Consider the following 26,605-nt stretch of genomic DNA (forward strand, 5'->3'; position numbering starts at 1 on the left):
CGGACCGGGTTACGCGGAGAAGCGCATGCAGTTCCTGAAAATGCTGTTCTGGTGCTTGCTGGCCTTTCTGGCCGCAGCCTTCACGATCGGGAACTGGACGACCGTGCCGATCCGGCTGGTCGGCGGGCTGGTGGCGGACGTGAACCTGCCGCTGCTGCTGTTCCTGACCTTCCTGCTCGGCTTGGTGCCGACGCTGATCTGGCAGCATGCGGCACGCTGGCGGTTGCGTCAGCGGCTGAGCGCGGCGGAGCGTTCGCTCGCCGCCGTTTCGGCCGAAACGAGCGCCTATGTCGCGCCCGTGCCTACCACCCCCACCACCGAGCCGACGGTCTGATTTTCTCATGAGTAACCGCATCTATGTCGCCATCGACACGCCCGACCTCGCCCGTGCCCAGGCGCTGGCGCAAAAGGTCCGCCACCATGTCGGCGGCCTGAAGCTGGGGCTGGAGTTCTTCTGCGCGCACGGTGCGACCGGGGTGCGGGAGATGGCGCATATCGGCCTGCCGATCTTCCTCGACCTGAAACTGCACGACATTCCCAACACGGTCGCCAAGGCGGTCCAATCGCTGGGGCCGCTGGCTCCCGCCATTCTGACGGTCCATGCCAGCGGTGGTCGCGCGATGCTGGAGGATGCCAAGGCCGCCGCTCCCGTCGGCACCAAGGTCGTCGCGGTCACCATGCTGACCAGCCTCGACGCCAATGATCTGTCGGACACCGGTGTCGTCGGGTCGCCCGCCGATCATGTTCGCCGCCTCGCTGAGTTGGCGGCCGAGTCCGGTGTCGATGGCATCGTCTGCTCGGGTGAAGAGGTCGCGGCGGTCAAGAAGGCATGGCCCAAGGGCTTCTTCGTGGTGCCCGGCGTACGCCCGGCGAACGGCGTGATCGGCGACCAGAAGCGCGTCGTCACGCCGCGCGCCGCGATGGACGCAGGTGCCTCGATCCTGGTCATCGGTCGCCCGATCACCCAGGCCGAAGACCCGGACGCGGCCGCGCGGGCCATTGCCGCCACGCTCTGAGACGTTTTTCGACCCCTCCCATTCGGGAAACGATCATGCCCACCACCGCCAAGATCTGCGGACTGACGACGACCGCCACGCTCGACGCGGCGCTGGGCGGGGGGGCGAGCCATGTCGGCTTTGTCTTCTTCCCGGCCTCGCCCCGCCACCTGACCTTCGACGTGGCGGCAGGGCTGGCGGGCCGGGTGCCCGATCACGTTCAGCGGGTCGGTGTCTTCGTCGATCCCGACGACCAGCTGCTGGAGGCAGCGGTCCGCGCCGGAACGCTGGACGCGATTCAGCTTCACCGTACCGCCCCCGCCCGCGTCGCCGCGATCCGCGCGAAGTTCGATCGCGAGGTTTGGGCCGCCGTGGCGATCAAGGCGCGCGGCGACGTCGACAAGGCGCGTGATTATGCGGGGGCCGCCACGCTGATCCTGTACGACGCCAAGACCCCGGACGAGGCATCGCTGCCCGGCGGCATGGGCCTACGCTTCGACTGGAGCCTGTTGGACGGCGTGCGCCATCCGCTGCGCTGGGCGTTGTCCGGCGGACTGGACGCCGGTAACGTGGCGGAGGCGATCCGCCGCACCGGCGCGCCGTTGGTCGATGTGTCCTCCGGCGTCGAGAGCGCGCCGGGCGTCAAGGATATGGACAAGATCGCAGGCTTCCTTAAAGCCGTTGCGACAAATCAGTGACAGGATCGTTTGCAGGCTCGCCCCGCCAACGCCCAAGGAAGTGACCATGAACGCCCTTAACTCCTTCCGCGCCCAGCCCGACGAGCGCGGCCATTTCGGTGACTATGGCGGCCGCTATGTCGCCGAGACGCTGATGCCGTTGATCCTGGACTTGGAGCGTGAATATCGCGCGGCGCAGGTCGATCCGGCGTTCAAGGCCGAGTTCGACGACCTGATGACCCATTATGTCGGTCGCCCCAGCCCGATGTATTATGCGGAACGCCTAACCGAGACGCTTCGCGCCAGCGCGCCCGCGGGCAAGGGGCCGAAAATCTATTTCAAGCGCGAAGAATTGAACCACACCGGCGCGCACAAGATCAACAACTGCATCGGCCAGATCCTGCTCGCCAAGCGTATGGGCAAGACGCGGATCATCGCCGAGACGGGCGCGGGCCAGCACGGCGTGGCCACCGCCACGGTGGCAGCACGCTTCGGTATCCCCTGCACCATCTTCATGGGCGCGCGCGATATCGAGCGCCAGGCGCCCAACGTCTTCCGTATGAAGCTGCTCGGCGCGGAGGTCCGCCCGGTCACGTCCGGCGCGCAGACGCTGAAGGATGCGATGAACGAGGCGTTGCGCGACTGGGTCGCCAATGTTCACGACACCTTCTACATCATCGGCACGGCGGCGGGCCCTCATCCCTATCCCGAGATGGTCCGCGACTTCCAGTCGGTGATCGGCACCGAATCCAAGGCGCAGATCATGGAGGCCGAGGGTCGCCTGCCCGACCTGCTGATCGCCTCGGTCGGGGGCGGATCGAACGCGATCGGCCTGTTCCACCCCTTCCTGGACGACCCCGAGGTCGCGATGCTGGGCATCGAGGCGGCGGGTCATGGCCTGAGCACCACGCAGCACGCCGCCAGCCTGACCGGCGGCAAGCCCGGCATCCTGCACGGCAACAAGACCTATCTGCTGCAGGACGAGGACGGCCAGATCGCCGAAGCGCATTCGATCTCGGCAGGGCTCGACTATCCGGGTATCGGCCCCGAACATAGCTGGCTGAACGACACCGGCCGTGTCGTCTATGAAGGCATCACCGATACCGAGGCGCTGGACGCGTTCCAGCTGTGCTGCCGGGTCGAGGGGATCATCCCCGCGCTGGAATGCGCCCATGCGCTGGCCGGTCTGTTGAAGCGCGCGCCGACGATGGACCGCGACCAGATCATCCTGATCAATATTTCGGGCCGCGGCGACAAGGACATCTTCACCGTCGCCGACGCCATGGGAGTGAAGATGTGAGCCGCATCGCCGACACTTTTGCCGCCTGTGCCGAAGCGGGGCGCGCCGCGCTCGTCACCTTCGTGACGGCAGGCGATCCGACGCCCGGCGACACCGCCGCGATCCTCGACGCGCTGGTCGCGGGCGGCGCGGACGTGATCGAACTGGGCATGCCCTTTACCGATCCGATGGCCGACGGCCCTGCGATCCAGAAGGCGAATATCCGCAGCCTGAGCGCAGGCACCCGTACCGCCGACGTGCTGTCGATCGCCAAGGCTTTCCGCGCGCGTCATGCGAATGTGCCGCTGGTCCTGATGGGTTATGCTAATCCGATGACGGTGCGTGGCTCCGACTGGTTCGCACAGGCCTCTGCCGAAGCGGGTATCGACGGCGTGATTTGCGTCGACGTGCCCGCCGAAGAGGACGATGCGCTGGGCGTCGCACTGCGCGAGAAGGGCATTGCCTCGATCCGCCTGGCCACTCCGACCAGCGACGCCGCGCGCCTGCCGACGATTTTGACGGGTGCCGATGGCTTCCTCTATTATGTCTCGGTCGCAGGGATCACCGGTCAGCAACAGGCGGCGCAGGCCTCGATCGAGGATGCGGTCGCGCGACTGAAGGTGGCGACGCCTCTGCCCGTCGCGGTTGGCTTCGGTGTCCGTACCCCCGAACAGGCGGCGGCGATCGGTCGGGTGGCGGACGGCGTGGTCGTCGGCTCCGCCATCGTCGATCTGGTCGGCGAACATGGCGCGGGGGCCCCGGAGCCGGTCCGCGCCTATATCGAAACTCTCTCGTCGGCCCTGGCCGACGCCCGCAAGGAACTCGCATGAGCTGGCTCAACAGCGTCCGCAACGTCATCCCCTTCGTCGTCAAGAAGGAGACTCCCGACAATCTTTGGCACAAGTGCAAGGGATGCGGGCAGATGGTCTTCACCAAGGAACTGGAAGACAATCTGAATGTCTGCCCGAAATGCGATCACCATGACCGCATCGGGCCCAAGGCGCGTTTCCGCCATCTGCTGGATGAGGGCAGCTGCAACGAGCTGCCCGCGCCCAAGGTGCCGGAAGACCCGCTCAAGTTCCGCGACTCCAAGCGCTACGCCGACCGACTGAAGGCTGCCCGCACCAACGCCGCCGAGACGGATGCGCTGGTCAATGCGCGCGGCACCATCCTGGGCCATAAGGTCGTGGTCGGCGTGCAGGACTTCGCCTTCATGGGCGGCTCGATGGGGTTGGCCGTCGGCGAGGCGTTCGTGCGCGGCGTGGAAGCGGCGATCGCGGACCATTGCCCTTATGTCATCTTCACCGCCTCGGGCGGCGCGCGCATGCAGGAGGGCATTCTCAGCCTGATGCAGATGCCGCGCACCACGGTCGCGATCCAGATGCTGCACGATGCGGGCCTGCCCTATATCGTCGTGCTGACCGACCCGACCTCGGGCGGCGTGATGGCGGCCTATGCGATGCTGGGTGACGTGCAGATCGCCGAGCCCAAGGCGACGCTGGCCTTTACCGGACGTCGCGTGATCGAGAATACGATCCGCGAAAAGCTGCCCGACGATTTCCAGACCTCGGAATATTATCTGGACCACGGCATGCTCGACATGGTCGTCCACCGCCGCGACCTGCGCGAGCGTCTGGCGACCGTCATCGGCTATCTGACGGGATCGCGTCAGGCGGCCTGATCCGTCGCTTTTCATAAGAGTTGGAATTATGAGGCGGGCCGCGAGGTCCGCCTCTTGTCTGTCTGCCCACAGGGATCGACCGATGCCCGATCATGCCCGCTCCGATCATCCGGCCGTCCAGGCGCAACTCGACCGGCTTTGGGCCTTGTCGCCCGGTGCGGATGTGCTGGGGCTGGAGCGGATCACGACGCTGCTAGCCCGGTTGGGCGATCCCCAGCATCATCTGCCGCCGGTCTTCCATGTTGCGGGCACCAACGGCAAAGGGTCAACCTGCGCCTTCCTGCGCGCCGCGATCGAAGCGTCGGGGCAGAGCGTTCATGTCTATTCCAGCCCGCACTTGGTTCGCTTCAACGAGCGTATTCGTGTCGCCGGGCGGCTGATCGACGATGGGGCGCTGGCAGGGGTGCTGGAAGAGGTGCTCGCGCAAGCCGAGGGAATTGGGGCGAGCTTCTTCGAGGTGACGACCGCCGCTGCCTTTCTGTGCTTCGCGCGCACCCCTGCGGCCGCGACGATCATCGAGGTCGGGCTGGGCGGTCGCCTGGACGCGACCAACATCCTGCCGCCCCCGGCCGTCTGCGGTATCGCCGCACTTGGCATCGACCATGAGGCGTTTCTCGGCCGCAGCCTGACCGGCATCGCTCGCGAGAAGGCGGGTATCGCCAAGCCAGGCACCCCGCTGGTCACGATGGACTATGCCAGACCGTTGCGCGACGCGATCGAGGCCGTCGCTGCGACAGCGGGTGCGCCCGTCTTGGCGCGAGGCCGCGACTGGTTGAGCAGCGTGACGAAGGCCGGCATCCGTTATGAGGATCGCCAGGGCAGCCTTGCCCTGTCCCGTCCGGCCTTGTCCGGGTCGCACCAGTCCCGCAACCTGGCGCTGGCGGTTGCCATGATCCGGCATCAATCGACCGTGTCCGTTCCAGACCAGGCCCTGCAAGCCGCCGCCACGCGCGCAAGCTGGCCCGCCCGCATGCAGCTGCTGCGCCACGGGCCGCTCACCGCCCGGTTGCCGGACGGCAGTCGGTGCTGGCTGGACGGCGCGCATAACCCCTCGGCGGCTACGCCGGTAGCGCGGGCCATGGCCCGGTGGCGGTCGCAGGGGCCGAGTGGGTTGGTGCTGGGTATGCTGGCCAACAAGGAAGCCGGGCCCGTGCTCCAGCGGCTGGGCGCGATGGTCGATCTGGTGGTGACGGTGCCGGTTCCGCATCATGCCTGCCATGCACCCGACGCGCTGGCGCAGCAGGCGCGAGACCTGGGGATGAACGCCCTGTCGGCCGACGATCCGGCGGCGGCGTTGGACGTCATTGCCGAACGCTTCGGTCGCCCCGCCCAGGTGCTGATCGCCGGGTCGCTCTATCTCGCAGGTCAGATTTTGGAGCAGAACGACGAAGCGCCGGATTGATGTGGCCAAACATAGCCGCCGGATCATTTATTTGCGATTGACTATCAATAGCGAGGAATTAGCATGGGGCTCATAATCATGGAGTCCCAAGCCGATGGCCGAAACCCAGACCCTTTCCGCCGCTCTTCCACACATGCTGCCGGCCTGCCCCCATGCCCGGATCGCGCTGTTCGCCGTTCGCCGGATGGGCGCGCATGGTCTGGCCGATGCGCGGGCAGCGCATACGCTGTTCACCGTGTTCGGACAGGATTTCCGGCGACCGCTGGTGCTGATGCGCGCGCTGATGGCGGACTTGGCCGCTCACGCGACGGGCCAAATCGCGATCGCGCCCTGTTGCTGCGGCCGGATGACGGCAGCGGAGGCGGCGCTCATGACCATCCTGGCGCAGATGGAAGTCGCCCCCGACAAAGCCCGCTTCCTGATGGCGGACCTGCTCGGCGTGCGGCGCATCGATGGTGTACTTGCCAGCGCGGCAGCGGTCAGCGCCGCCTTTGCCGATGAGGGGCGACCGATCAGTTATTGACCGTCGCCTCCTGCCGGGCGTCGCCCTCCCCCTCGACGCCCGCACTGCCGATCGAGCGGTCGACCAGGCCCGAACGGGCCATCCACCAGAACAGAGCCACGCCCGGCATGGCCACGATGGTCGTCAGTATATAGAAGTCGACATAGCCGAAGCGCTCGACCAGGGCCCCCGCCGTCGTGCCGCTCAGAATACGGCCGACGATGCTCGCCGCCGCCGAAATCAGCGCATATTGCGCGGCGGTGAAACGCAAGTCGGTCAGCGCCGAGAAATAGGCGACGACGGTGACGCCGCCGATCCCGCTCGAGAAATTCTCGAACCCGATCGCACCGGCCATGCCCAGATTGGAATGCCCCAGCGCCGCCAGTCCGGCAAAGGACAGGTTGGACACCGCCATCAGCACCAGGCTGATGATGACCGAACGCTTCATGCCCAGGCGGGCATAGATCACGCCGCCAACGAACACGCCGATCAGCAGCGCCCAGAAACCGACGCCGACATCGTAGAAGGCGATCTCGTCCTTGCTGAAACCCAGATCGTTGAACAGCAGCCGGAAGGTCAGGTTAGCGAGCGTGTCGCCGATCTTGTGCACCAGGATAAAGGCCAGGATGATAGCAGCACCCCGCCGCCGGAAGAATTCGGCGAACGGACCGATCACCGCACGAACGACGCCTTCGCCTGGGCGCTTGGCAGTAATCTCGTGATGCCGTTCGGGCTCGCCCATGACGATCGCGGTCAGCACGGCTGGGAGCGCGAAGGCGCAACTGACCATATAGGCCACGCTCCAACCCGCACGGGTCGCGATGACGAGCGACAGTGAGGCGACCAGCGCCGATCCGATACGCCAGCCATATTGGCTCATGCCGGCGCCTACGCCCAGCTGGCGCGGCTCGAGCAGTTCGATGCGATAGGCGTCGATCACGATGTCGAAGGTCGCGCCCGCAATCCCTAGCGCGATCGCCGCCAAAGCGGTCTGCGCCAGCGATACCCTGGGATCGGATAGCCCCAGCCCTACTGCCGCCACGCAGACCAGCACCGCGACCACGAACAGCCATGACACGCGCTGGCCCAAGCGATGGAGCAGCGGGATTTTCACGCCCTCCACGATCCAGGCCCATAGGAATTTGAAATTATAGGCCAGGATGACGAGCGCGAAGGCGGTCACGCTCTTCTTCTCGATCCCGGCTTCGGCCAGGCGACTCGCCAGGGTCGAGTTGATCATCGTCAGCGGAAAGGCGGAGGATATACCCAGCGCCAGCGCGGCCAGCGGGGCCCGCTCGACATAGGGCCGCACGCCATCCACCCAACGCCCACTCGTCATAAGGAAATCCGTCCGCATCGAACCAAAGGCCGGACCCTATCGGGCTTGGACCATGCGGGCAACGGGCGCGGTGTCGGGTTCGTGCCCTCAGGCGCGGGCAAACAGCCGAAAACCGGAGGGCAAGCGCGCAGGTGTCCGGCCGCCGCGCCGCTCCTCGATCACTTCGATCGCGGCGAGCAGTTCGCGCGAACCATAGGGTTTCATCAATATGCCCTCGGCCAGATGCTCGGCCCCGTCGGGCGGCGTACCGGTGATGAACAGGACCGGGATGTCGCGGCCATGCGCGGCCTGGGCGACGTCGATGCCACTACCGTCGGCCAGCCGCACATCGGCCAGCACCAGGTCGATCGCCACGCCGCTTTCGATCACGGCCACCGCTTTGCTGGCCCGGTCGACCGTCGCGACGATCTCGTAATCGGCATCGGTCAGGGCGTGTTCGTTATCGAACGCGACCAGCGGCTCGTCTTCGACGACCAGCAGCTTGACGAGCTGTCGCTTCTTTCGCCCGAAGAGTCTCATCCCTGTACCGGCCCGTCTTTCTTGCCCCGTTCTGATTGCCGTAACGCGCCGTTGCGGCGAAACGACGCAATTAATTTCCTTTGGCGCATTGCGTCTGTATCAGCGTCGATCATGACATCAGATCAACGTATCGCCAAGCTGCTAGCCCGGGCCGGAGTCGCGTCGCGTCGCGAGATCGAGCGGATGATCGCCGAGGGGCGGATCGCCCTGAACGGCACGACGATCGACACGCCCGCGACGCTGCTTTCCACGCTCGACGGCATCACCGTGGACGGCCAGCCCGTCGCCGCGCCGGAGCCGACCCGGCTGTTCCTCTATCACAAGCCGACCGGTCTGCTCGTTACCGAGCACGATCCCGCCGGGCGCCCGACCATCTATGATCGTCTGCCCGAGGGGCTGCCGCGCCTGATGCCGGTGGGACGGCTCGACCTCAATACCGAGGGACTGTTGCTGCTGACCACCGATGGCGGTTTCAAACGGCAGCTGGAATTGCCCGCGACCGGCGTCGAGCGCACCTATCGCGCCCGCGCATACGGCGACATCACCCAGGCGGAGCTGGAAGAGCTGATCCACGGGATCGAGATCGACGGCATCCGCTATGGCCAGATCGACGCCAATCTGGAGCGGCGGACGGGCGCCAATGTCTGGATCGAGATGACCCTACGCGAAGGCAAGAACCGCGAGGTTCGCCGCGTGTTGGAACATCTGGGGCTGCAGGTCAGCCGGTTGATCCGGCTTCGCTACGGCCCGTTCCTGCTCGACGACCTGCCGGTCGGCGCAATCGGCGAGGTCAAGGGATATGATATCGTCGAATTCCGCCGGACGCTGGAAGGCGGCATTCCGGCCGACGCGATCAAGCCCCCGAAGGTGAAGCCCGGCTTCCGGGCGCCCCCGGCGCGGACGGCCAGCGATCGTCCTGCACGGAACGCGCCCGTCGATGGTGGCGTACCGAAGCGGCAGGATCGCAGCACGGGCCGTGACGGGCTTCGCCCCGACCGTCCACGCCCCGAGCGCAAGGCTCACACGGGTGATCGGCCCGGCCCGGGACGCGAGCGCTCGTTCCGCAGCGACGATCGCGCCGAGCGTCCCGCGCGGCCACCGCGTGGCGGCGCCACCGACCGTCCCCGTCGCGAAGATGCCGGGCGCAGCTCGGCCTATGGCGATGCGGCCCGCCCCGGCCGCTCTCGGTCAGAGGCGAAGCCCTTCGCCAAGTCCGGCGAGCGGCCGGTTCGCGGCGATGACCGCAGTGACCGTTCCGCTCGTCCTCGGTCGGACGCCAAGCCCTTCGCCAAATCGGGCGACCGCCCGTTTCGCAGCGATGATCGCAGCGATCGTCCGGCGCGGCCATCGCGCGGCGGGCAAGGTCCGTCTGGCCGCTCCGGTGGTCCGGCCAAGCCGGGTGCGCGCGGCGGCAGGCCCAGTGGCCGCGACTCGCGGCCTGGTCGGCCGGGAGGTAATCGCTGATGCGCGTCATTGCCGGACAATGGCGGGGCCGCCCGCTGGTCGCGCCCAAGGGTGATGTCACCCGTCCCACCGCCGATCGGACGCGGGAGGCCTTGTTCTCGATGCTGACCGCGCGGCTGGGCGATTTCGAGGGACTGGCGGTCGGCGATTTCTTTGCGGGTTCCGGCGCGCTGGGGATCGAGGCCTTGTCGCGCGGGGCGGCGTCCTGCCTGTTCGTCGAACAGGACAAGGCCGCGCTCGACGCCCTTCGCGCGAACCTCGCCAAGCTGGAGGCGCAGGGCGATGTGCGCGCGACCTCGGTGATGGCGCTGGGGCCGGCACGCGCGCCGCTGGACCTGATCCTGATGGACCCGCCTTATGGCACCGGCGCGGGCAGCGTCGCGCTCGACAAGCTGGCTCGGCTCGGCTGGGTCGGTGCAGGCACCTGGATCAGTATTGAAACCGCCAAGCAGGAAGAGATCACCATGCCGGGCTTTACCGTCGACGCCTCCCGCGTCCATGGCAAGGCGCGGCTGACCCTGTTGCGTCAGGGCTGAACGAGCGCGCGGCCCCGCACCAAGGCCGTTCCGGCGAGGCTGAGCAGACCGGCGGCGACCAGATAGCCGCCGACAAAGTTCAGCCCGCCTCGCTCGGTCAGCGCCTGGGCGGCAATGGGGGCGAGCGCCCCGCCGATGATGCCGCCCAGGTTGAAGGTCATCGACACGCCGGTATAGCGCACCCCCGCCGGAAACAGCGCAGGCAGCCAGCCGCCGAGCGGGCCATAGGCGAACCCCATCACGAACAGCGCCATCGCCAGCCAGACGAAGACCACGGCCAGCGATCCCGATCCCAGCATCGGCCCCATGACGATCCCGATGAGCACACAGCCCGCAAACCCAAGCTTCAGCATCGCCGGAGCACCGCGCCGATCGGCCATGACGCTCGAGACGATCACGCCCAGCGCGAGGAACAGGATCGCAACCAGCTGAACACCCAGGAACGCTTCGCGCGGATATCCCAGCACGGTGGTGCCGTAACCCAGCGCAAAGGCGGTCGCCAGGTAGAAGATGGCGAAACAGGCGATGACCCCGCCCGTCCCCGCCAGCAGCGCACGGCCATGACCGCTGAGCAGCGTGGCGATCGGCACGCGGGGTAGTGCGTCGCTTTGCTTGGCTTCGGCGAAATCGGGTGTCTCGGTCAGGCGCAGCCGCACCCACAGGCCCAGCATTACCAGCACCGCACTGGCCAGGAAAGGCAGACGCCAGCCCCAGGCGCGAAACTGGTCGTCGGTCAGGATCAGGCCCAGGATCAGGAAGAAGCCATTGGCCAAGATGAACCCGACCGGCGCACCCAGCGGCGGAAACATGCCCCAGGTGTTGCGCTTGCCCGGCGGTGCATTCTCGACCGCGAGCAGCGCCGCGCCGCCCCACTCGCCGCCCAGGCCGAGGCCCTGCCCCAGCCGGGCCAGGCAAAGCAGCAGCGGTGCGATCCATCCGGCCTGGGCATAGGTGGGCAGAAAAGCGATGGCGACGGTCGAGCCGCCCATCAGCATCAGGCTGACGACCAGGGTGGACTTACGCCCTACCCGGTCGCCGAAATGCCCAAACGCGATGGCACCGACCGGCCGTGCGACAAAGGCCAGCCCGAAGCTCGCATAGGACAGCAGCAATTGCGCCGTGGCCGAGGACGCCGGAAAGAAGAGCGGGCCGAACACCAGCGCCGCCGCGGTCGCATAGATATAGAAATCATAGAACTCGACCGCCGTGCCGGTCAGGCTGGCGAGCAGGATATGACGATGCGACACGGGGGATGCTGGGGTCATCCCCTGCTCGTGCAGAAGCGGGCGGGCCGCGTAAAGACCCTGCCGCCCGATTTATCCGCTTCAGCCCGCGACCGCACCCGCGAATTGCAGCAGCAGCCAATAGAGCGTGCCCGACAACAGCATCGCGGCGGGCAGCGTCAGGACCCAGGCAAGCAGCATGTTGCGGATCGTCCGAAACTGCAGCCCCGCGCCATTGGCCACCGACGCGCCCGCCACGCCGGAGGTCAGGATGTGCGTCGTGGAGACCGGACGACCGATATATTCGGCCCCGAAGATCGTCGCGGCGGTCACCAGTTCGGCCGCGGCACCCATGCCATAGGTCAGGTGCGTCTTGCCGATCCGCTCACCGACCGTCACCACGATCCGCCGCCAGCCGACCATCGTGCCCAGGCCCAGCGCCAGCGCCACGGTGACCTTGACCCAGAGCGGGATATAGCGGGTGCCGCGTTCCAGCGAGGCGGAATAGCCGTTGAGCGACTCGATCTCGGCAGCGGTAAAGCGCTGCTTGGCCCCCTCGCTCTTGGTCACCATGCGGGTGGTGTCGAGGACGAGGTACATGTCGTTGCGCAGGTTCGGCACGACGGCAGCGGGCACGCGGCTGAAGGTGCCGTAATCCTCGATCCGCTCGCCGATATCGCGCGACAGGACCGACAGGCCGGCATAGACCTCCGGCTTGTCGATGGCCTTGGTACGAACGCCGTCGACCACCGCCTCGCGGGCACGATCGACCGACAGCGCGCCGGGCGTCCCGTGTGCGGCATAGGCGGTGGCGGCGACATGGGCGCTGCGCACGAAGGCAGGCATCGCGCTTTCGGGCAGCGTGCGGTTGAGCGCATAGGCGGTCGGCGCGCAGCCGATCAGGATCAGCATGATCAGGCCCATGCCCTTCTGCCCGTCATTGCCGCCATGCGCGAAGCTGACTGCCGTGCAGGTGAAGATCAGCAAGGCGCGGATGCCACGCGGCGGCGGCGTATCGCCCTCGGGCTCGCGATAGAGCTGCTTGTCGCGCAGGAAGCGCTTCATCAGGAGGAGGAGCATCAACGCGCCGACGAAACCGATCAGCGGGCTGAAGAACAGCGCCGACAGAACCTTCTGCACCTGCGCCATATCGACGCCTGAGGTGCCGGGGATGTTCGACAGCAGCTGGTTGGCGAGCCCCACGCCCAGGATGGAGCCGATCAGCGCGTGGCTCGACGAATTGGGCAGCCCCACTGCCCAGGTCGCGAGGTTCCACAACACGGCGGCCAGCAGCAGCGCGAAGATCATCGCAAACCCGCCTGCCGAACCGACATGCAGCATCAGGTCGATCGGCAACAGCGTGATGATCGAATAGGCTACTGCGCCTGTCGAGGTTACGACGCCGAGGAAATTGAAGAAACCCGACCAGACGACGGCCAGAGGCGCTGGCATCGAGTGGGTGTAGATAACCGTTGCGACCGCATTGGCGGTGTCGTGAAACCCGTTCACGAACTCGAAGCCGAGCGCGATCAGCAGGGCGAGGCCCAGAAAGGCGAAGACACCCATCGCCATGGGCTCGCCGACGCGCGCCGTGTCGATCGCAACGCTATAGCCCGCATAGAGCAGGCCGCCGACCAGCAGTGCGGCAAAGAGCCACCGCCCCATCGGATGAAGTCCGGCGTCGAGACGCGGTCCGCGAGTGCGGGATTCGGATTGGCCACCGGCGAGCGCTTGAGCTGTCATGGTGATGATCCGTTGCGCCCTTCGAGTGACATTTTGATGACGATCGGTCCAGCACGGACCGGCGGCCGAACACGACCGGGTGCCCTGGAGGGTCGCCCAGTCGTGCGGAAAGACCGATCTCAGTGATTGCTTGCGAGCTGGACACGCGACGCCGACAGCGCCGCAACCTTCACCGCCGCATCGGCCGTCATCTCGCGACGACAGCGGGCGATGTCGTCATTCTGGCGCAGGTCGGCCGTCACCGTTCCGCAGGCGATCATCGCCGCCCGACGGATACGCGCGTCGAGCTGGGCGCGGTGATCGGCGCGACGGAGGTCGAGATCGCCGTGACGAACGGTCATGGAGACGGTTTCGCGCTCCTCGGCATGAACAGCGACAGACGCGAAAAGAGAGGCCGCAAAGGCGGCCGCCGTGAAGATTTTCATCGGGTGTTGCTCCTGCATCGGGACGTGCCCGTCGCGGCGTCGTGGGAACCGCTGCGGCACCCCGATGCTCGTCGGCACGCCGCGCCATTAGGGGCGGCGCATGTCGCTTTCGCGTCGTGAACAAGTCGTCATGATGACGAGTCCCGCGATGAAACAAGCGGTCTTCGATGACGCGGGTGGTTGCCCCGGTTGCAAACGTTCCCTAACTGTTCGCGATGACCGTCTCCCCCTCCGATCCCGCCGCGCTGTCGACCGACTATCCGTATCTGCGCAGCCTCAATCCGGCGCAGCGTGAGGCGGTGTTGACGACCGACGGCCCGGTCCTTGTGCTGGCGGGGGCGGGAACGGGCAAGACGGCGGCGCTGACCGCCCGACTGGCGCATCTGCTCTACACGCGAAAGGCGTGGCCGTCCGAAATCCTGTCGGTCACCTTCACCAACAAGGCCGCCAAGGAGATGCGCGAGCGGGTCGGTCGCCTGGTCGGCGATGCGGTGGAGGGCATGCCGTGGCTGGGCACCTTCCATGCGATCGGCGCCAAGATGCTGCGCCGCCATGCCGAGCTGGTCGGGCTGCAATCCAATTTCACGATCCTCGATACCGATGACCAGCTGCGCCTGCTCAAGCAGCTGATCGTCGCGGCGGACATCGACGAGAAGCGCTTTCCCGCCCGCGCGCTCGGCGGCCTGATCGACGAGTGGAAGAACAAGGGGCTGGTCCCGGCCGATATCGATGCGGGCGAGGCTGAGCGTTATGCCAATGGCCAAGGAGCTGAGCTCTATCGTCAGTATCAGGAACGGCTGCGCAGCGTGAACGCCTGCGACTTCGGCGACCTGCTGCTCCACATGCTCACCATCCTGAAGACGCACCGCGACGTGCTGGAGCATTATCAGCAGCGCTTCCGCTATATCATGGTGGACGAGTATCAGGACACCAACAGCGTCCAGTATCTCTGGTTGCGATTGCTCGCTCAGGCCCGCAAGAACATCGCGTGCGTCGGCGACGACGACCAGTCCATCTATTCGTGGCGCGGTGCGCAGGTCGAGAATATTCTGCGGTTCGAGCGGGACTTTCCCGGCGCCAAGGTCATCCGGCTGGAACAGAATTATCGCTCGACCCCGCATATCCTGGGCGCGGCGTCCGGCGTCATCGCCAATAATGGCGGGCGGCTGGGCAAGACCTTGTGGACCGAGCTGGACGTCGGCGAGAAGGTCCGGGTGCTCGGCGTGTGGGACGGCCCGGAGGAAGCCCGCCGCGTCGGCGAAGAGATCGAGTCGGCGCGGCGCTCCGGCACCTCCTATGGCGATATCGCCATCCTCGTCCGCGCGTCGCACCAGACCCGCGAGTTCGAGGACCGGTTCATCGCCATCGGCATGCCGTACCGGATCGTCGGCGGGTTCCGTTTCTACGAACGAGCCGAAATCCGCGATGCGCTGGCCTATTTGCGGGTGGTCAACCAGCCGTCCGACGATCTGGCGTTCGAGCGGATCGTCAACGTGCCCAAGCGCGGCCTGGGCGACAAGGCGCTGGCCAAGATCCACCAGCTCGCCCGTGCCGAGGACTTGCCGCTGACCATCGCGTCTGCTCGTATCCTCGACACCGACGAACTGACCCCGCAGGCGCGGCGCAGCCTGGGCAACCTGATTGGCGACATCGCCCGCTGGCGCGATATGGCGCGCGACCTGCCGCACGCCGAACTCGCACGGCAGATGCTCGATGAGAGCGGTTACACCGCCATGTACCAGAACGAAAAGTCGGCCGAGGCGGCGGGGCGGTTGGAGAACCTGTCCGAACTCGTCCGCGCGATGGAGGATTACGAGTCGCTCGGCGCGTTCCTGGAGCATGTGGCGCTGGTCATGGACCGCGACGGCGACCAGCGTGAGCCGGAGGTGACGATCATGACGATCCACGCCGCCAAGGGATTGGAATTCGACACGGTTTTCTTGGCGGGATGGGAGGAAGGACTGTTCCCATCCCAGCGCGCCATCGACGAGGGCGGCACGCGCAGCCTGGAGGAGGAACGTCGCCTCGCCTATGTTGCGATCACGCGGGCGCGGCGCAAGGCGATCATCCTCCATGCCGCCAATCGTCGCATCTACGGCCAGTGGACCTCCAGCCTGCCCAGCCGCTTCGTCGGCGAACTGCCGCCCGAGCATATCGAGAGCGAGACCAGCATGACCGGCGGCGAAAGCCTGTGGCGTGCCAACTGGTCCGAACATGCCGACCCCTTCGCCAATGTCGCGCGCGGCACGGGGCGCGGTCCCGGCTGGCAGCGTGCCGCGACGGGCCAGACTGCCCAGCCCGCGCGTCCCGCCCGCATCGTCGAGTCGCGCTCGCCCTCGGTCGGCTTGGGGCAGAAGGGCCGTGGCGATCTGAGTGTCGGCGAACGGGTGTTCCATCAGAAGTTCGGTTATGGCGACATCGCGGCGATCGAGGGCAACAAGCTGGAGATCGATTTCGAGCAGGCGGGGCGCAAACGGGTGATGGACAGCTTCGTCACGAAAGGGTGAGGCGGAAGACGGTTCTTGCCCCACCTCATGAGGGGAAGGACTGGATCGCCCGTTCAGGAACCATATCAGTTCGCATCCGTATCGGTCCCCTATACCCGATTATCCGGGCTATGGAGGGACAGGATCGATGGGCTTTCGTCATCTGACCATCGCAATGATGACCGCCGCCGTCACCATGACGGCGATACCCGCAAGTGCGCAGAGCGCGGCCGACGACGCTCGCTTCCGCGCGGCGCAGGCGCGGTTCGACCGTGAGTATCAGCTCTATCACCAGGAGGTGAACCTCTACATGTCGCGCATGGGTCGCGATTATGGCGATGATGGCTATGCGCCGCCCCCTCCCCCTCCGGGCCCCGGTCCCGGCGGCTACCGCGTCGCGCCGCCGGTCCCCGCCGACGGCTATGACCGCAATGCAGAGCCCTATTATGATCCGGTCGGCGATTATCGCGAAGGCTCGCAATATCGCGAGCGCGTGCTCCAGCCGCAGGACCGGGTCTATGCCGGGACCGATGGCCGCTATTATTGTCGGCGTTCGGACGGCACCACCGGCCTGATCATCGGTGGCGCGGCGGGCGGTATCCTGGGCAATCTGGTCGGCGGGCGTAGCAGCACGATCGCGACTCTGCTCGGTGCGGCCGGTGGCGCACTGGCCGGGCGGTCGATCGACCAGAACCAGGTCCGCTGTCGCTGATGACAAGAACGCCGCCCGCATCTGAGTGCGGGCGGCGTCCTACGACTGGGTTCAGGCCGGCTCGATCATCATCAGCGCGGCGTTCTGATATTTCTCGGCATCGCGCTCGAACAGTGCACTGGCGGCAAAGCGACGCGGCGTCAGGCGGAGCGAGCCCAGCCCGGCCAGCTTGAACGTCCCCATCTTTTCCTCGCGCGGCGGCTTCCCGTCACGCTCGATGGTGGTCGCGTCGACATATAGTTCGTCATGGCGCGTGAAGATCACATGGGGCGCCAGCACCACCTCGCCGCGATTGTACATGGCGGATACCGCCTGCATCTTGACGATCGCTTCAAAGATGATGGCGGGAGCGCCTGCCGCCGGCTCAGCCGGACGGCGCTCGGTCGTCGACATATCGGTCATGCCCCGCATTTGCCCATCCTGCCGCAATGCAGCAAGAGGAATATTGCCGCATACGTCATAGGCGAAAAGGCCGGGCGACGCCACCGCCCGGCCTGCGCTCATCAGCGCTTGGGGCTATCCATCAATTTCTGCGCGAAATAGACCATCTGCTGCGCGCTCAAGCGTGCACCCTGCGCGATGTCGGCGTCGCCCGAATGCCCCCCCGCCGTATCTTCGTAGAAGAGATAGGGGATGCCATATTCGGCCAGCCGCGCCGCGAACTTGCGCGCATGTTGCGGGCCGACGCGATCGTCCTTGGTCGTCGTCCAGATATAGGGCTCGGGATAAGTCACACCCTGGCGGATATTGGCATAGGGCGAAATCTTGCGCAGGAACGCGGCCTCTTCCGGCACGTCGATCGAGCCATATTCGTCCTTCCACGAATCGCCCGCCGCAATCTTCTGGTAACGAACCATGTCGAGCAGCGGCACCTGGATCGTCACTGCCTTCCACAGATCGGGATGCTGGGTCAGTTCGACACCCATCAGCAGGCCGCCGTTCGAGCCGCCATAGATGCCCAGTTTCTGCGGATTGGTGATCTTCCGCGCGAACAAGTCCTTCGCCACGCTCGCAAAGTCGTCATAGATGACCTGACGCTTGGTCTTGCGGCCCGCGTCATGCCATTTCGGCCCGAACTCGCCGCCGCCGCGGATATTGGCCAGGACATAGGCCCCGCCCCGCTCGGTCCAGATCTTGCCGGTCGAACCGAGATAGCTGGGCAGCCGTGCGACCTCGAACCCGCCATAGGCGGTCATCAGCGTCGGTGTCGTCCCGTCGAGCTTGGCCCCCTTGGGCAGCACGACGAAATAGGGGATTTTCGTCCCGTCGGTCGAGGTCGCCTCATATTGATGGACGTTCGTGCCGGTCGCATCGAAGCGCGCGGGCAGCGTCTTCACCACCTGCGGCGCGGCCGGGCGGCTGGCATCGAAACGGGAAAGGACGGTCGGTGTGGTGAAACCCGCCGTCGAGAGATACACGATGTCCGAGCGGTCGCTGGTGCTGACCACGTCGACCGCCATATTGTCCGGCACCTGAACCGCCGAGGCCGACCAGCCGCTTGCTGTCGGCGCAAAGACGCTCGCCCGGCCGCGAACATTGTCGATATAGGTCACGACCACCCGATCCTTGGTCGTCGACACGCCCTCGACCGCCTGGCGATCGGTGGGCGTGAACAGCGTGCGCGGGGTGATCGTCCCGGCCTCCAGCTCTGACAGCGGTGCCCAGACCACCGAACCGGCCGGATGCTCGCCCCAGGCGTCGCTGGTCTGGAAGATCACACGGCCGTCGACCAGCCCCGAGGGGAAGGCGCGCGCGGGCATAGCGATCGGCTTGGCCCCGCCGGTCGGCGTCCACAACAGCTTGTCGCCACCGAAGAAGGTCTTGCGCCGCTCGATGACCACGGCCCGGTGCCCCTGGGCATCGGTCAGCACACCCGCATAGGTGCCCAGCTCGTCGGTCGGCGCACCGCGATAGATTTCCGTCGCCTGCTCCAGCGGCTGGCCACGCTTCACCATCTTCACGACGAAGGGATAGCTCGACTTGGTCAGCGTCCCCTGCCCCCAGTCACGGCTGACCAGCAGTGTGTCCTTGTCGAGCCAGCTCGCGCCCTGCTTCGAGGTCGACAGGCGGAAGCCGCCCGGCACGAACTGCCCCGTCTCCATATCGAATTCGCGATACTCGATCGCATCCTCGCCGCCCTCCGACAGCGCGATCAGGCACAGGCGATCCTCGGGGCTGAGGCAGGTCAGGCCCTTCCAGACCCATTTCTTGCCCTCCGCCTTGCTCAGCGCATCGAGGTCGAGCAGCGTGGTCCATTTGGGATTGGCCGAGGCATAGTCCGCCTCTGTTGTATAGCGCCACAGCCCCTGCGGATGATCCGCATCGCGCCAGAAATTGACGATGCGGCCATAGAGCTGGCCGGGCATCGGAATACGGTCCTTCGCGGACGCGATGGCCAGCGCCTCACCATAGAAGGTCTGGTAGCGCGGATCATTCTGCAGTCGCGGCAGTGTCTTGGCATTCTCGGCCTCGACCCAGGCCAGCGCCTTGGCGCCGTCCTTGTCCTCCAGCCAGATATAGGGATCATTGTCGGTCATCGCGCCGGTCTGCGCCATGGCAGCCCCCGCCGCAAGCTGTCCGGCCAGCATCGTGCCCGCCAGCAGTCCACGCCATCCCCGCATTTTCGTTCTGCTCCGTCCCATTCGCGAATGGAGGGCATGTTACCTTGTCACGCGTCGCTGGCAACCACGGGCGACGCAATATTGCGCCCTTGATCGGCCCTATCGGAAGTCCCTGAAATCGATGCGCTTCGTGGCGATGTGATGCCGCACCACGGACGGAACGGCTTGGCGAGCCTGCCCGTTCAGCCCGCGCATTACCGCAGCACCGTGCAGGAGCAGACCATGCCATATGTAAAGACGCGCGACGGCACCGATATCTATGTCAAGGACTGGGGTGAGGGGCGCCCGGTGGTCCTCCTCCATGGCTGGCCGCTGTCAGCCGACATGTGGGACGCCCAGATGCTGGCGCTGGCCGAGGCAGGGTTTCGCGCGATCGCCTATGACCGGCGCGGGTTCGGTCGCTCGGGCCAGCCTTGGTCGGGTTATGATTACGATACGCTGTCGGACGATCTGGCCGATGTGCTGGAGGCGACGGGCGCGCAGGATGCCGCCGTCATCGGCTTTTCGATGGGCGGTGGCGAGGTCGCACGTTATATGAGCCGCCACGACGGCAAGGGCGTGATCGCGGCCGGGCTGATCGCATCGGTCGTGCCGTACATGCTGAAGACCGACGACAATCCCCACGGCACCGACCAGTCGGTGTTTGACCAGATCGGCCAAGGCCTGCGCGATGACCGGGCGCACTTTCTGCGCCATACCTTCTTCAAACAGTTTTTCGGCGTCGGCTATATCTCCAGCCCCGTCAGCGATGAGGTGCTCGACTGGGCGACGAGCGTCGCGATGCAGGCGGGGCTCAAGCCGACCCTCGCCTGCGCCGAGTCGTTCAGCCAGACCGACTTCCGGCCCGATCTGCCGGCGTTCCGGGTGCCGACGCTGATCATCCATGGCACCGGTGACCAGACCGTGCCGATCGATGCGGCAGGTCGTGCGGCGGCCGAGGGCATCGCCCAGGCGCAGCTCGTCGAATATGACGGCGCGCCGCATGGCCTGAACGTGACGCACAGCGATCGTCTGACCGACGACCTCCTGACCTTCTTGGGTCGTTAAACGAAAAGGGCGGCCTAACCGGGCCGCCCTTTCTCATTTCAGGGGAACGATCACCTCGTCCGGGTGGGCGACGTTCAGTTCCTTGCGCACCATCTCGTCCACCATATCGGGATTGGCATGGTCGGGATCGAGCAGCGCAACGCGGTTCTTCAGCACCGTCCGCTTCTTGTCGAGCGCCGCGTAGTCATGCTCGCGCTTCACCAGCTGACGCTGATACTCGCCATAAGCGAGCAGGCCGTTGCGCCCCAGCACCGCATAGGCCCCGAAGAACGCAACGATCGTCAGCCCCAGAGCGGGCAAGGCAGCCCGCTGCATGGTGCGGATAAAGGGCGACGTCTTTCTGGTCACGCTTCCCATAATCGTACCGTCGCCCTTCGAATTCAAGCGCGGATCAGGATATCGCGACCGGCATAACGTGCCGAATCGCCCAGCTCTTCCTCGATGCGGATCAGCTGGTTATACTTGGCGAGCCGGTCCGAACGCGCCAGCGAGCCGGTCTTGATCTGACCGCAGTTCGTGGCGACCGCCAGATCGGCGATGGTCGCATCCTCGGTCTCGCCAGAACGGTGCGACATGACGGCGGTGTAGCGCGAACGCTGCGCCAGCGACACGGCCTCCAGCGTCTCGGTCAGAGTGCCGATCTGGTTAACCTTCACCAGCAGCGAATTGGCATAGCCGCCTTCGATGCCCTTCTTCAGACGCTTTGGGTTGGTGACGAACAGATCGTCACCGACCAGCTGCACCTTGTCGCCGATCATGTCGGTCAGCGCCTTCCAGCCCTCCCAATCATCCTCGGCCATGCCGTCTTCGATCGACAGGATCGGATACTGGCGGGTCAGGTTCGCCAGATACTCGGCCATCTCATGGCTCGACAGGATCTTGCCCTCGCCCGAGATATTGTATTTGCCGTCCTTGAAGAATTCGGTCGCAGCACAGTCGAGCGCGATCATCACGTCGTCGCCCGGCTTGTACCCGGCCTTCTCGACCGAGGCCATGATGAAGTCGAGCGCTTCGTTGGTCGAGGCGATGTTGGGGGCGAAGCCGCCCTCGTCGCCCACGCCGGTCGCCAGGCCCTTCTCGTGCAGCGCCTTCTTCAGCGTGTGAAAGATTTCCGAGCCGCAGCGGACCGCTTCCATGATGTTCGCCGCACCGACCGGCATGATCATGAATTCCTGGAAATCGATCGGGTTATCAGCGTGTTCGCCGCCATTGATGATGTTCATCATCGGCACCGGCAGCAGATGCGCCGAGACGCCACCGACATACTTGTAAAGCGGCAGGCCGCGCGCCTCTGCCGCCGCCTTGGCCGCTGCCAGGCTGACGCCCAGGATCGCGTTCGCGCCCAGGCGGCCCTTGTTCTCGGTGCCGTCCAGTTCGATCATCGTGCGATCGAGATCGGCCTGGTCCTCGGCATCCATGCCCAGGATCGCGTCGGTGATCTCGTCATTGACCGCCTCGACGGCCGCCTCGACGCCCTTGCCCATCCAGCGGCTCTTGTCGCCATCGCGCTTCTCGACCGCCTCATGCGCGCCGGTCGACGCGCCCGACGGCACGGCGGCACGCCCGAAGCTGCCGTCTTCGAGGAGCACATCCACCTCGACGGTGGGGTTGCCCCGGCTGTCCAGGATTTGACGCGCGTGGATGTCGATGATTGCGGTCACGTAACGATGCTCCTACATCAGCCTTGAAGGTCTCGGCGCGGCTCTATCGTGTGACTGTGCGAAGGGCAATTGCGGGAAAAGCATGGAACCGTGGTTCCGTTGCCGGGGTTAAGAGGCAAAACCGCCCGTTCACCCGGGCCAAATGGAAAGGGTTTTCCGATGGCTGACACCGACAGCACATTTCCCGCCGCCAATAGCGACGCGCCGAGCTTCGCTGGAAACACCGCCGTCGCCCCGGAGGTCGCTGCCCCCAACGCTGCTTTTGATAGCGAGGCCGAGGCGTCTAGGGCGAAGGCAGGGCTTGCCGATGCCAAGCAGCAGGTGAAGGAAGGCGCAACCAAAGTGCAGCAGCAGGCGGTCGACAAGATCCATGCGCTGGCGGGCGATGGCAAGGCCAAGGCGGGGTCCGCGCTCGATCAGGTCGCGCAGATGCTGAACGATGCCGCCGTGCAGGTCGATGAGAAGCTGGGTCAGCAATATGGCCAATATGCGCGGTCGGCCGCCGACACCGTGACGTCGCTGTCGGGCGCGATCAAGGACAAGGATGTCGAGGAGCTTCTCGACGACGCGCGCGCCTTCGTGACCAAGAGCCCGGCGGTCGCGATCGGCGTTGCCGCGGCGCTCGGCTTCGTGCTGGCCCGCGTCGTTCAGTCGGGCATCGAAACCCGCCAGTCGGTCGATGGCGCCGCGTGACCCGGGTCGCCGAGACCCTGAAGGCGGCCACGCCGGAGCCGGAGACGCTGACCTCGTTGGTGTCGCAGCTGGTCGATGACGGGCGCTCCTTCATCACCGCCGAGATCGATCTCGCCAAGGCGCGGGCGACCGACAAGATCGGTCGTTATCGCAGTGCGGCGATCTTTTTCGGCGTGGCGGCGGTTCTCGGCCTTTCGGCTTTGATCGCGCTGCTGGTCGGCCTGATCTTTGCGCTGGCCCCGTCGACCGGGCCGTTTGCGGCAACGCTGATCGTGATCGGTGCCGTGCTGATCGTCGCAGGTGTTCTGGCGATGGTCGGCAGGTCGTGTCTGTCGGGGGGCCAGTCATGACCGTCGCCGAAGCCGAAGCCCGCGCAGCCGAAGCGCGCGAGCGGATGAACCAGACCGCCTCGCGCATCCAGGCGCGCCTGGAGCCGAAGGCGCTGGCCGCCCAGGCGAAGGAAGCCGGTATGTCCGCCGCCTGTTCGGGCTTGGAGACTGCAAAGAACAACCCAGCCACCGTGGCAGGCGGTGTCGCGGTCTTGGGGTTGCTGCTCAACCGTCGGCGGATCGCCCGCCTGTTCAAACGCAAACGCTGATTTGGCGCGCCGGGACGAGTCCCCCGGCGGCACAGCCCAGAAGGATGTTGGCCATGACCACCGAGACCCATCACAATCAGCAGACCGACGGCCTCCGCGAAAAGCTGGACCATGGTCGCGAAACCGCATCGCAGGCGCTGCACGACGCCAAGAACAAGGCGGGCGAGTTGGCGCACAAGACCGCGCGCACGATCGAAGCCAACCCGCTCGGCATCCTGGTCGGCGGCCTTGCGGTCGGCGTCATCGCCGGCGCGCTCATCCCGCGTTCGGCGCGGGAGAAGGAAGTGCTGACCCCGCTCGGCAAGAAGCTGGGCGAAACGATCCGCCAGGCAACGCAGGCCGCACGCGAAACCGGCCTTCGTGAGCTCGAAGAAGCGGGCCTGACCAAGGACAATGCCAAGGATCGCGCGCGTTCGCTGTTTGACAATGTCGTAAAGGCCGCCAGCAATGCCGGGTCGGCCGCTGCCAAGGCGGCCACGAACAAGACAACCGTCTAAATCGCCATTTTTGGCGGCTTATCAGAGCCCTGCGATCCTGACGGGATCGCAGGGCTCTTTTCGTTGAACGGCTTGCGGGCGGGGAAAGGGCTTTCTACCAAGGTCGGATTGTTTCTCCTGTCGGGATACCCGCTTGCGCCTTCTCTCCCTTGCCATAGTTCTGGCCGTGTCGGCCACGCCTGCCCTCGCTCTTGCCCAAGCGACTCCGATCGCCGCACCCCAGCCCGGTGAGGGCAAGGAGGATGCCCGGCTCAAGCGGCTCTTCCACGATAGCGACGAAGCCAGCCTGGCGCGCAATCCGATCAATGGGCTGTTTCGTGGCGACATGCGCCGTGCCGATCGGATCGGTGATTTCTTTTCCGATGCTTATATCAACGCCGAGCGGGCGGCGGCCGAAAAGGACCTGAAGGACCTGGGCCAGATCAACCGGGCTGCGCTGACGCCGACCAATCAGGTCGCCTATGACGTCTTCCAGCAGCAGACGCAGACGACGCTGAAGGGACTCGACCCGGCGCTTGTCGCGCTGACGATCGTGCGGCCGATGGACCATTTCTACGGCATCCAGACCTTCTATCCCGAATTCGCCTCGGGTCAGGGCGCCGCGCCGTTCAACACCGTGGCCGATTACGACAACAATCTAAAGCGCAACGTCGAATATGCCCGCCTGCTCGACGAAGCGATCGTCCGCTTCCGCCAAGGCATGGCCAGCGGTGTTGTGCAGCCCAAGCTGGTCGTGCGCAACATGATCGCGCAGTTTGACAATCTGTTGGCCGGCCCCGTCGAGGACTCGACCTTCTATGGCCCGGTGAAGCGCTTCCCCGCCAGCATTCCAGCGGCCGAGCAGGCGCGCTTGAAGACCGCCTATGCGACGCAGATCCGCGACGTCATACTCCCCGCCGAGCGTCGGATGCGGACTTTCCTGGCCGACACCTACCTGCCCGCCGCGCGCGATAGCGTTGGCCTTTCGGGAATGAAGGGCGGCGACCGCCTCTATAGCTATCTGATCGAGCAAAACACGACCCTGCCGCTCAAGGCGGACGAGGTGCACCAGCTCGGCCTGTCCGAAGTCGCGCGCATCCTGAAGGCGATGGAGGTGCAGAAGCAGGCGGTCGGCTTCAAGGGCAGCTTGCCAGAGTTCTTCACCTTCCTGCGCACCGACCCGCAATTCGCGCCCAAGAGTGCCGCGCAGCTCCGCGAAGGGTATGAAGCGATCGGACGCCGCATCGACGCGCGTATTCGCGAGCAATTCTCCCTGATCCCCAAAACCGCACTCGAAATCCGCCCCGTTCCGGCCTTCAAGGAAAAGACCGACGCAGGCGGCTCGTACCAGGGCGGCACGCCCGACGGCACGCGGCCGGGGGTCTTCTACTACAACACCTACGACCTGCCCTCTCGCTACATGTGGGAGATGGAGACGCTGTACCTGCACGAAGCGGTGCCGGGTCATCATTTCCAGATCAGCCTGGCACAGGAAAATGCCGCCCTGCCCGCGTTCATGCGCTTCGGCGGCAACACCGCTTATGCCGAGGGTTGGGCGCTCTATGCCGAGACGCTGTGGCCCGAGCTGGGCATGGAAACCGATCCCTATCAGCGCATGGGCGGCCTGAGTGACGAGATGCTGCGCGCCATGCGGCTGGTGGTCGATACGGGTATCCATGCCAAGGGTTGGACGCGCGACCAGGCGATCGAATATATGCTCGCCAACTCCCCCATGGCACGGACCGACGCGACCGCCGAAGTCGAGCGCTATATCGCCATTCCGGGCCAGGCGCTGGCCTATAAGATCGGCCAGCTGACGATCAGCCGGTTGAAGGCGCAGGCCAAGGCGGAGTTGGGCGCGAAGTTCGATCCCCGCCGCTTCCATGCCGAAGTGCTCGACACCGGTGCGCTGCCGATGCCGGTGCTGGAGAAGAAGATCGCCGACTGGATCGCGGCCGAAAAGCGCCGCTAGATCGGGGAAAGCGCCGCGTCAGGGGACGTGGCGCTTCTCCAGCTTCCGCGCCAGCGTCCGGCGGTGCATCCCCAGCCGCCGCGCGGTTTCCGAGATGTTGAAGTTCGTCTCGGCCAGCGTTTCGTTGATCCGCTCCCACTCCAGCGTCTTGATCGAACTCGGCCTGTCGGTGATCGCGGTCGTCGCGTCGCCGCCCGCCTTGTGGAAGGCCGCCTCGATGTCGTCGGTGTTCGACGGCTTGGCCAGATAGTGGCAGGCGCCCAGCTTGATCGCCTCGACCGCCGTGGCGATGCTGGCGAAACCGGTCAGCACGACGATCAACATGCCCGGATCATGCGCATGAAGCGTCTGGACACAGGCAAGGCCCGAGGCCTGGCCCAGCTTCAGGTCGACCACCGCGTAACGCGGCGTGGTCTCGCGCAGCACGGCGACTAGCACGTCGGGGCTGGCCGCGACCCACACGCGGTAGCCACGCCGCTCGAACGAGCGTTGCAGGGTCCGGGCGAAGGTTTCGTCATCCTCGACGATCACCAACGTGCGTTCGTCGTCCATAT

28 protein-coding genes are annotated in these 26,605 nt (G+C 65.9%); 18 read left to right on the forward strand and 10 right to left on the reverse strand.

The window, feature by feature from the left end; all coding sequences use genetic code 11:
• Positions 1-25 precede the first annotated feature (25 nt).
• The 8 genes from SB4_RS00600 (at position 26) to SB4_RS00635 (ending at position 6,557) form a co-directional block, all read left to right on the forward strand.
• Positions 26-334 (forward strand): lipopolysaccharide assembly protein LapA domain-containing protein, encoded by a 309-nt coding sequence (locus SB4_RS00600; protein WP_058715970.1) that lies wholly within the window; start codon positions 26-28, stop codon positions 332-334.
• 7 nt (positions 335-341) lie between these two features.
• Positions 342-1,016, forward strand: a complete 675-nt coding sequence (gene pyrF, locus SB4_RS00605) for an orotidine-5'-phosphate decarboxylase (RefSeq protein WP_058750966.1) — start codon at positions 342-344, stop codon at positions 1,014-1,016.
• 35 nt (positions 1,017-1,051) lie between these two features.
• Complete coding sequence (locus SB4_RS00610; RefSeq protein ID WP_058750967.1) at positions 1,052-1,693, forward strand: phosphoribosylanthranilate isomerase; 642 nt, start codon at positions 1,052-1,054, stop codon at positions 1,691-1,693.
• Between the two features lie 46 nt (positions 1,694-1,739).
• Complete coding sequence (trpB, locus tag SB4_RS00615; protein WP_058750968.1) at positions 1,740-2,972, forward strand: tryptophan synthase subunit beta; 1,233 nt, start codon at positions 1,740-1,742, stop codon at positions 2,970-2,972.
• Positions 2,969-3,781, forward strand: a complete 813-nt coding sequence (trpA, locus tag SB4_RS00620; RefSeq protein ID WP_058750969.1) for a tryptophan synthase subunit alpha — start codon at positions 2,969-2,971, stop codon at positions 3,779-3,781. The genes trpB and trpA overlap by 4 nt, the downstream gene beginning before the upstream one ends.
• Positions 3,778-4,632, forward strand: a complete 855-nt coding sequence (accD, locus tag SB4_RS00625) for an acetyl-CoA carboxylase, carboxyltransferase subunit beta (RefSeq protein WP_058715974.1) — start codon at positions 3,778-3,780, stop codon at positions 4,630-4,632. The genes trpA and accD overlap by 4 nt, the downstream gene beginning before the upstream one ends.
• A gap of 82 nt (positions 4,633-4,714) precedes the next feature.
• Positions 4,715-6,034, forward strand: coding sequence for a bifunctional folylpolyglutamate synthase/dihydrofolate synthase (locus SB4_RS00630; RefSeq protein ID WP_058750970.1), 1,320 nt, complete (start codon positions 4,715-4,717; stop codon positions 6,032-6,034).
• A 94-nt stretch (positions 6,035-6,128) separates the two neighbouring features.
• Complete coding sequence (locus SB4_RS00635; protein WP_058715976.1) at positions 6,129-6,557, forward strand: DUF6628 family protein; 429 nt, start codon at positions 6,129-6,131, stop codon at positions 6,555-6,557.
• Here SB4_RS00635 and SB4_RS00640 read toward each other — a convergent pair.
• Together SB4_RS00640 and SB4_RS00645 are read right to left on the reverse strand one after the other, a co-directional pair.
• Entirely contained in the window at positions 6,547-7,875 is a 1,329-nt protein-coding gene (locus SB4_RS00640; protein ID WP_058751029.1) for an AmpG family muropeptide MFS transporter, read from the reverse strand. The genes SB4_RS00635 and SB4_RS00640 overlap by 11 nt on opposite strands.
• Positions 7,876-7,962: 87 nt before the next feature.
• Positions 7,963-8,394 (reverse strand): response regulator, encoded by a 432-nt coding sequence (locus SB4_RS00645; protein ID WP_058715977.1) that lies wholly within the window; start codon positions 8,392-8,394, stop codon positions 7,963-7,965.
• Positions 8,395-8,505: 111 nt separating this feature from the next.
• Here SB4_RS00645 and SB4_RS00650 point away from each other — a divergent pair, with 111 nt between their 5' ends.
• Positions 8,506-9,858 carry a pseudouridine synthase gene (locus SB4_RS00650; protein WP_058750971.1) on the forward strand — a complete coding sequence of 451 codons (1,353 nt, stop codon included), beginning with the start codon at positions 8,506-8,508 and terminating at the stop codon, positions 9,856-9,858.
• Positions 9,858-10,394 carry a 16S rRNA (guanine(966)-N(2))-methyltransferase RsmD gene (gene rsmD / locus SB4_RS00655; RefSeq protein WP_058750972.1) on the forward strand — a complete coding sequence of 179 codons (537 nt, stop codon included), beginning with the start codon at positions 9,858-9,860 and terminating at the stop codon, positions 10,392-10,394. Before SB4_RS00650 ends, rsmD begins: the two co-directional genes overlap by 1 nt.
• Here rsmD and SB4_RS00660 read toward each other — a convergent pair.
• The 3 genes from SB4_RS00660 to SB4_RS00670 all read right to left on the reverse strand — a co-directional run bounded on the left by SB4_RS00660 (position 10,385) and on the right by SB4_RS00670 (position 13,785).
• Positions 10,385-11,659 carry an MFS transporter gene (locus SB4_RS00660; RefSeq protein ID WP_058750973.1) on the reverse strand — a complete coding sequence of 425 codons (1,275 nt, stop codon included), beginning with the start codon at positions 11,657-11,659 and terminating at the stop codon, positions 10,385-10,387. The two genes, rsmD and SB4_RS00660, sit on opposite strands and share 10 nt — an antisense overlap.
• A 60-nt stretch (positions 11,660-11,719) precedes the next feature.
• Entirely contained in the window at positions 11,720-13,360 is a 1,641-nt protein-coding gene (locus tag SB4_RS00665; RefSeq protein ID WP_058750974.1) for an inorganic phosphate transporter, read from the reverse strand.
• A gap of 119 nt (positions 13,361-13,479) precedes the next feature.
• Positions 13,480-13,785 (reverse strand): UrcA family protein, encoded by a 306-nt coding sequence (locus SB4_RS00670; protein WP_058750975.1) that lies wholly within the window; start codon positions 13,783-13,785, stop codon positions 13,480-13,482.
• Between the two features lie 215 nt (positions 13,786-14,000).
• Between SB4_RS00670 and SB4_RS00675 the strand changes: the two genes are divergently transcribed.
• Both SB4_RS00675 and SB4_RS00680 read left to right on the forward strand, forming a co-directional pair.
• Positions 14,001-16,292 (forward strand): ATP-dependent helicase, encoded by a 2,292-nt coding sequence (locus tag SB4_RS00675; protein ID WP_058750976.1) that lies wholly within the window; start codon positions 14,001-14,003, stop codon positions 16,290-16,292.
• A 127-nt stretch (positions 16,293-16,419) separates the two neighbouring features.
• Complete coding sequence (locus tag SB4_RS00680; RefSeq protein ID WP_058750977.1) at positions 16,420-16,983, forward strand: glycine zipper 2TM domain-containing protein; 564 nt, start codon at positions 16,420-16,422, stop codon at positions 16,981-16,983.
• Between the two features lie 51 nt (positions 16,984-17,034).
• Here the strand turns inward: SB4_RS00680 and SB4_RS00685 are convergent, their stop codons facing one another.
• On the reverse strand, positions 17,035-17,385 hold the full coding sequence (locus SB4_RS00685) for a hypothetical protein (RefSeq protein WP_420893854.1): 351 nt from the start codon (positions 17,383-17,385) through the stop codon (positions 17,035-17,037).
• 101 nt (positions 17,386-17,486) lie between these two features.
• Positions 17,487-19,604 (reverse strand): prolyl oligopeptidase family serine peptidase, encoded by a 2,118-nt coding sequence (locus SB4_RS00690; RefSeq protein WP_058750978.1) that lies wholly within the window; start codon positions 19,602-19,604, stop codon positions 17,487-17,489.
• Positions 19,605-19,826: 222 nt separating this feature from the next.
• On the opposite strand from SB4_RS00690, the gene SB4_RS00695 reads away from it, so the two are divergent.
• A complete protein-coding gene (locus SB4_RS00695) occupies positions 19,827-20,651 on the forward strand; it encodes an alpha/beta fold hydrolase (protein ID WP_058751030.1) in 825 nt (274 codons plus the stop codon).
• A 33-nt stretch (positions 20,652-20,684) separates the two neighbouring features.
• On the opposite strand, the gene SB4_RS00700 is transcribed toward SB4_RS00695, so the two are convergent.
• Both SB4_RS00700 and eno read right to left on the reverse strand, forming a co-directional pair.
• Positions 20,685-20,966, reverse strand: coding sequence for an FtsB family cell division protein (locus SB4_RS00700; protein WP_240954765.1), 282 nt, complete (start codon positions 20,964-20,966; stop codon positions 20,685-20,687).
• Between the two features lie 65 nt (positions 20,967-21,031).
• Positions 21,032-22,312 carry a phosphopyruvate hydratase gene (gene eno, locus SB4_RS00705; RefSeq protein ID WP_058750979.1) on the reverse strand — a complete coding sequence of 427 codons (1,281 nt, stop codon included), beginning with the start codon at positions 22,310-22,312 and terminating at the stop codon, positions 21,032-21,034.
• A 159-nt stretch (positions 22,313-22,471) separates the two neighbouring features.
• Here eno and SB4_RS00710 point away from each other — a divergent pair, with 159 nt between their 5' ends.
• From SB4_RS00710 to SB4_RS00730, 5 genes are all read left to right on the forward strand, one after another.
• Complete coding sequence (locus SB4_RS00710) at positions 22,472-23,005, forward strand: hypothetical protein (RefSeq protein WP_058750980.1); 534 nt, start codon at positions 22,472-22,474, stop codon at positions 23,003-23,005.
• Positions 23,002-23,355: a phage holin family protein gene (locus SB4_RS00715; protein WP_058750981.1), complete on the forward strand. Its 354-nt coding sequence runs from the start codon at positions 23,002-23,004 to the stop codon at positions 23,353-23,355. Before SB4_RS00710 ends, SB4_RS00715 begins: the two co-directional genes overlap by 4 nt.
• Positions 23,352-23,603: a DUF3618 domain-containing protein gene (locus SB4_RS00720; protein WP_058715629.1), complete on the forward strand. Its 252-nt coding sequence runs from the start codon at positions 23,352-23,354 to the stop codon at positions 23,601-23,603. Before SB4_RS00715 ends, SB4_RS00720 begins: the two co-directional genes overlap by 4 nt.
• Positions 23,604-23,656: 53 nt before the next feature.
• A complete protein-coding gene (locus SB4_RS00725) occupies positions 23,657-24,100 on the forward strand; it encodes a hypothetical protein (protein WP_241488428.1) in 444 nt (147 codons plus the stop codon).
• A gap of 133 nt (positions 24,101-24,233) precedes the next feature.
• Positions 24,234-26,051, forward strand: a complete 1,818-nt coding sequence (locus SB4_RS00730) for a DUF885 domain-containing protein (RefSeq protein WP_058750983.1) — start codon at positions 24,234-24,236, stop codon at positions 26,049-26,051.
• A gap of 18 nt (positions 26,052-26,069) precedes the next feature.
• On the opposite strand, the gene SB4_RS00735 is transcribed toward SB4_RS00730, so the two are convergent.
• The gene (locus tag SB4_RS00735) at positions 26,070-26,603 is read right to left on the reverse strand and encodes a response regulator transcription factor (protein ID WP_058750984.1); all 534 of its coding nucleotides are present in this window, start codon (positions 26,601-26,603) and stop codon (positions 26,070-26,072) included.
• Between the last annotated feature and the right edge of the window lie 2 nt (positions 26,604-26,605).

It is taken from the genome of Sphingomonas sanguinis (assembly GCF_001476905.1).
GTDB classification, from domain to species: Bacteria; Pseudomonadota; Alphaproteobacteria; order Sphingomonadales; family Sphingomonadaceae; genus Sphingomonas; species Sphingomonas sanguinis_B.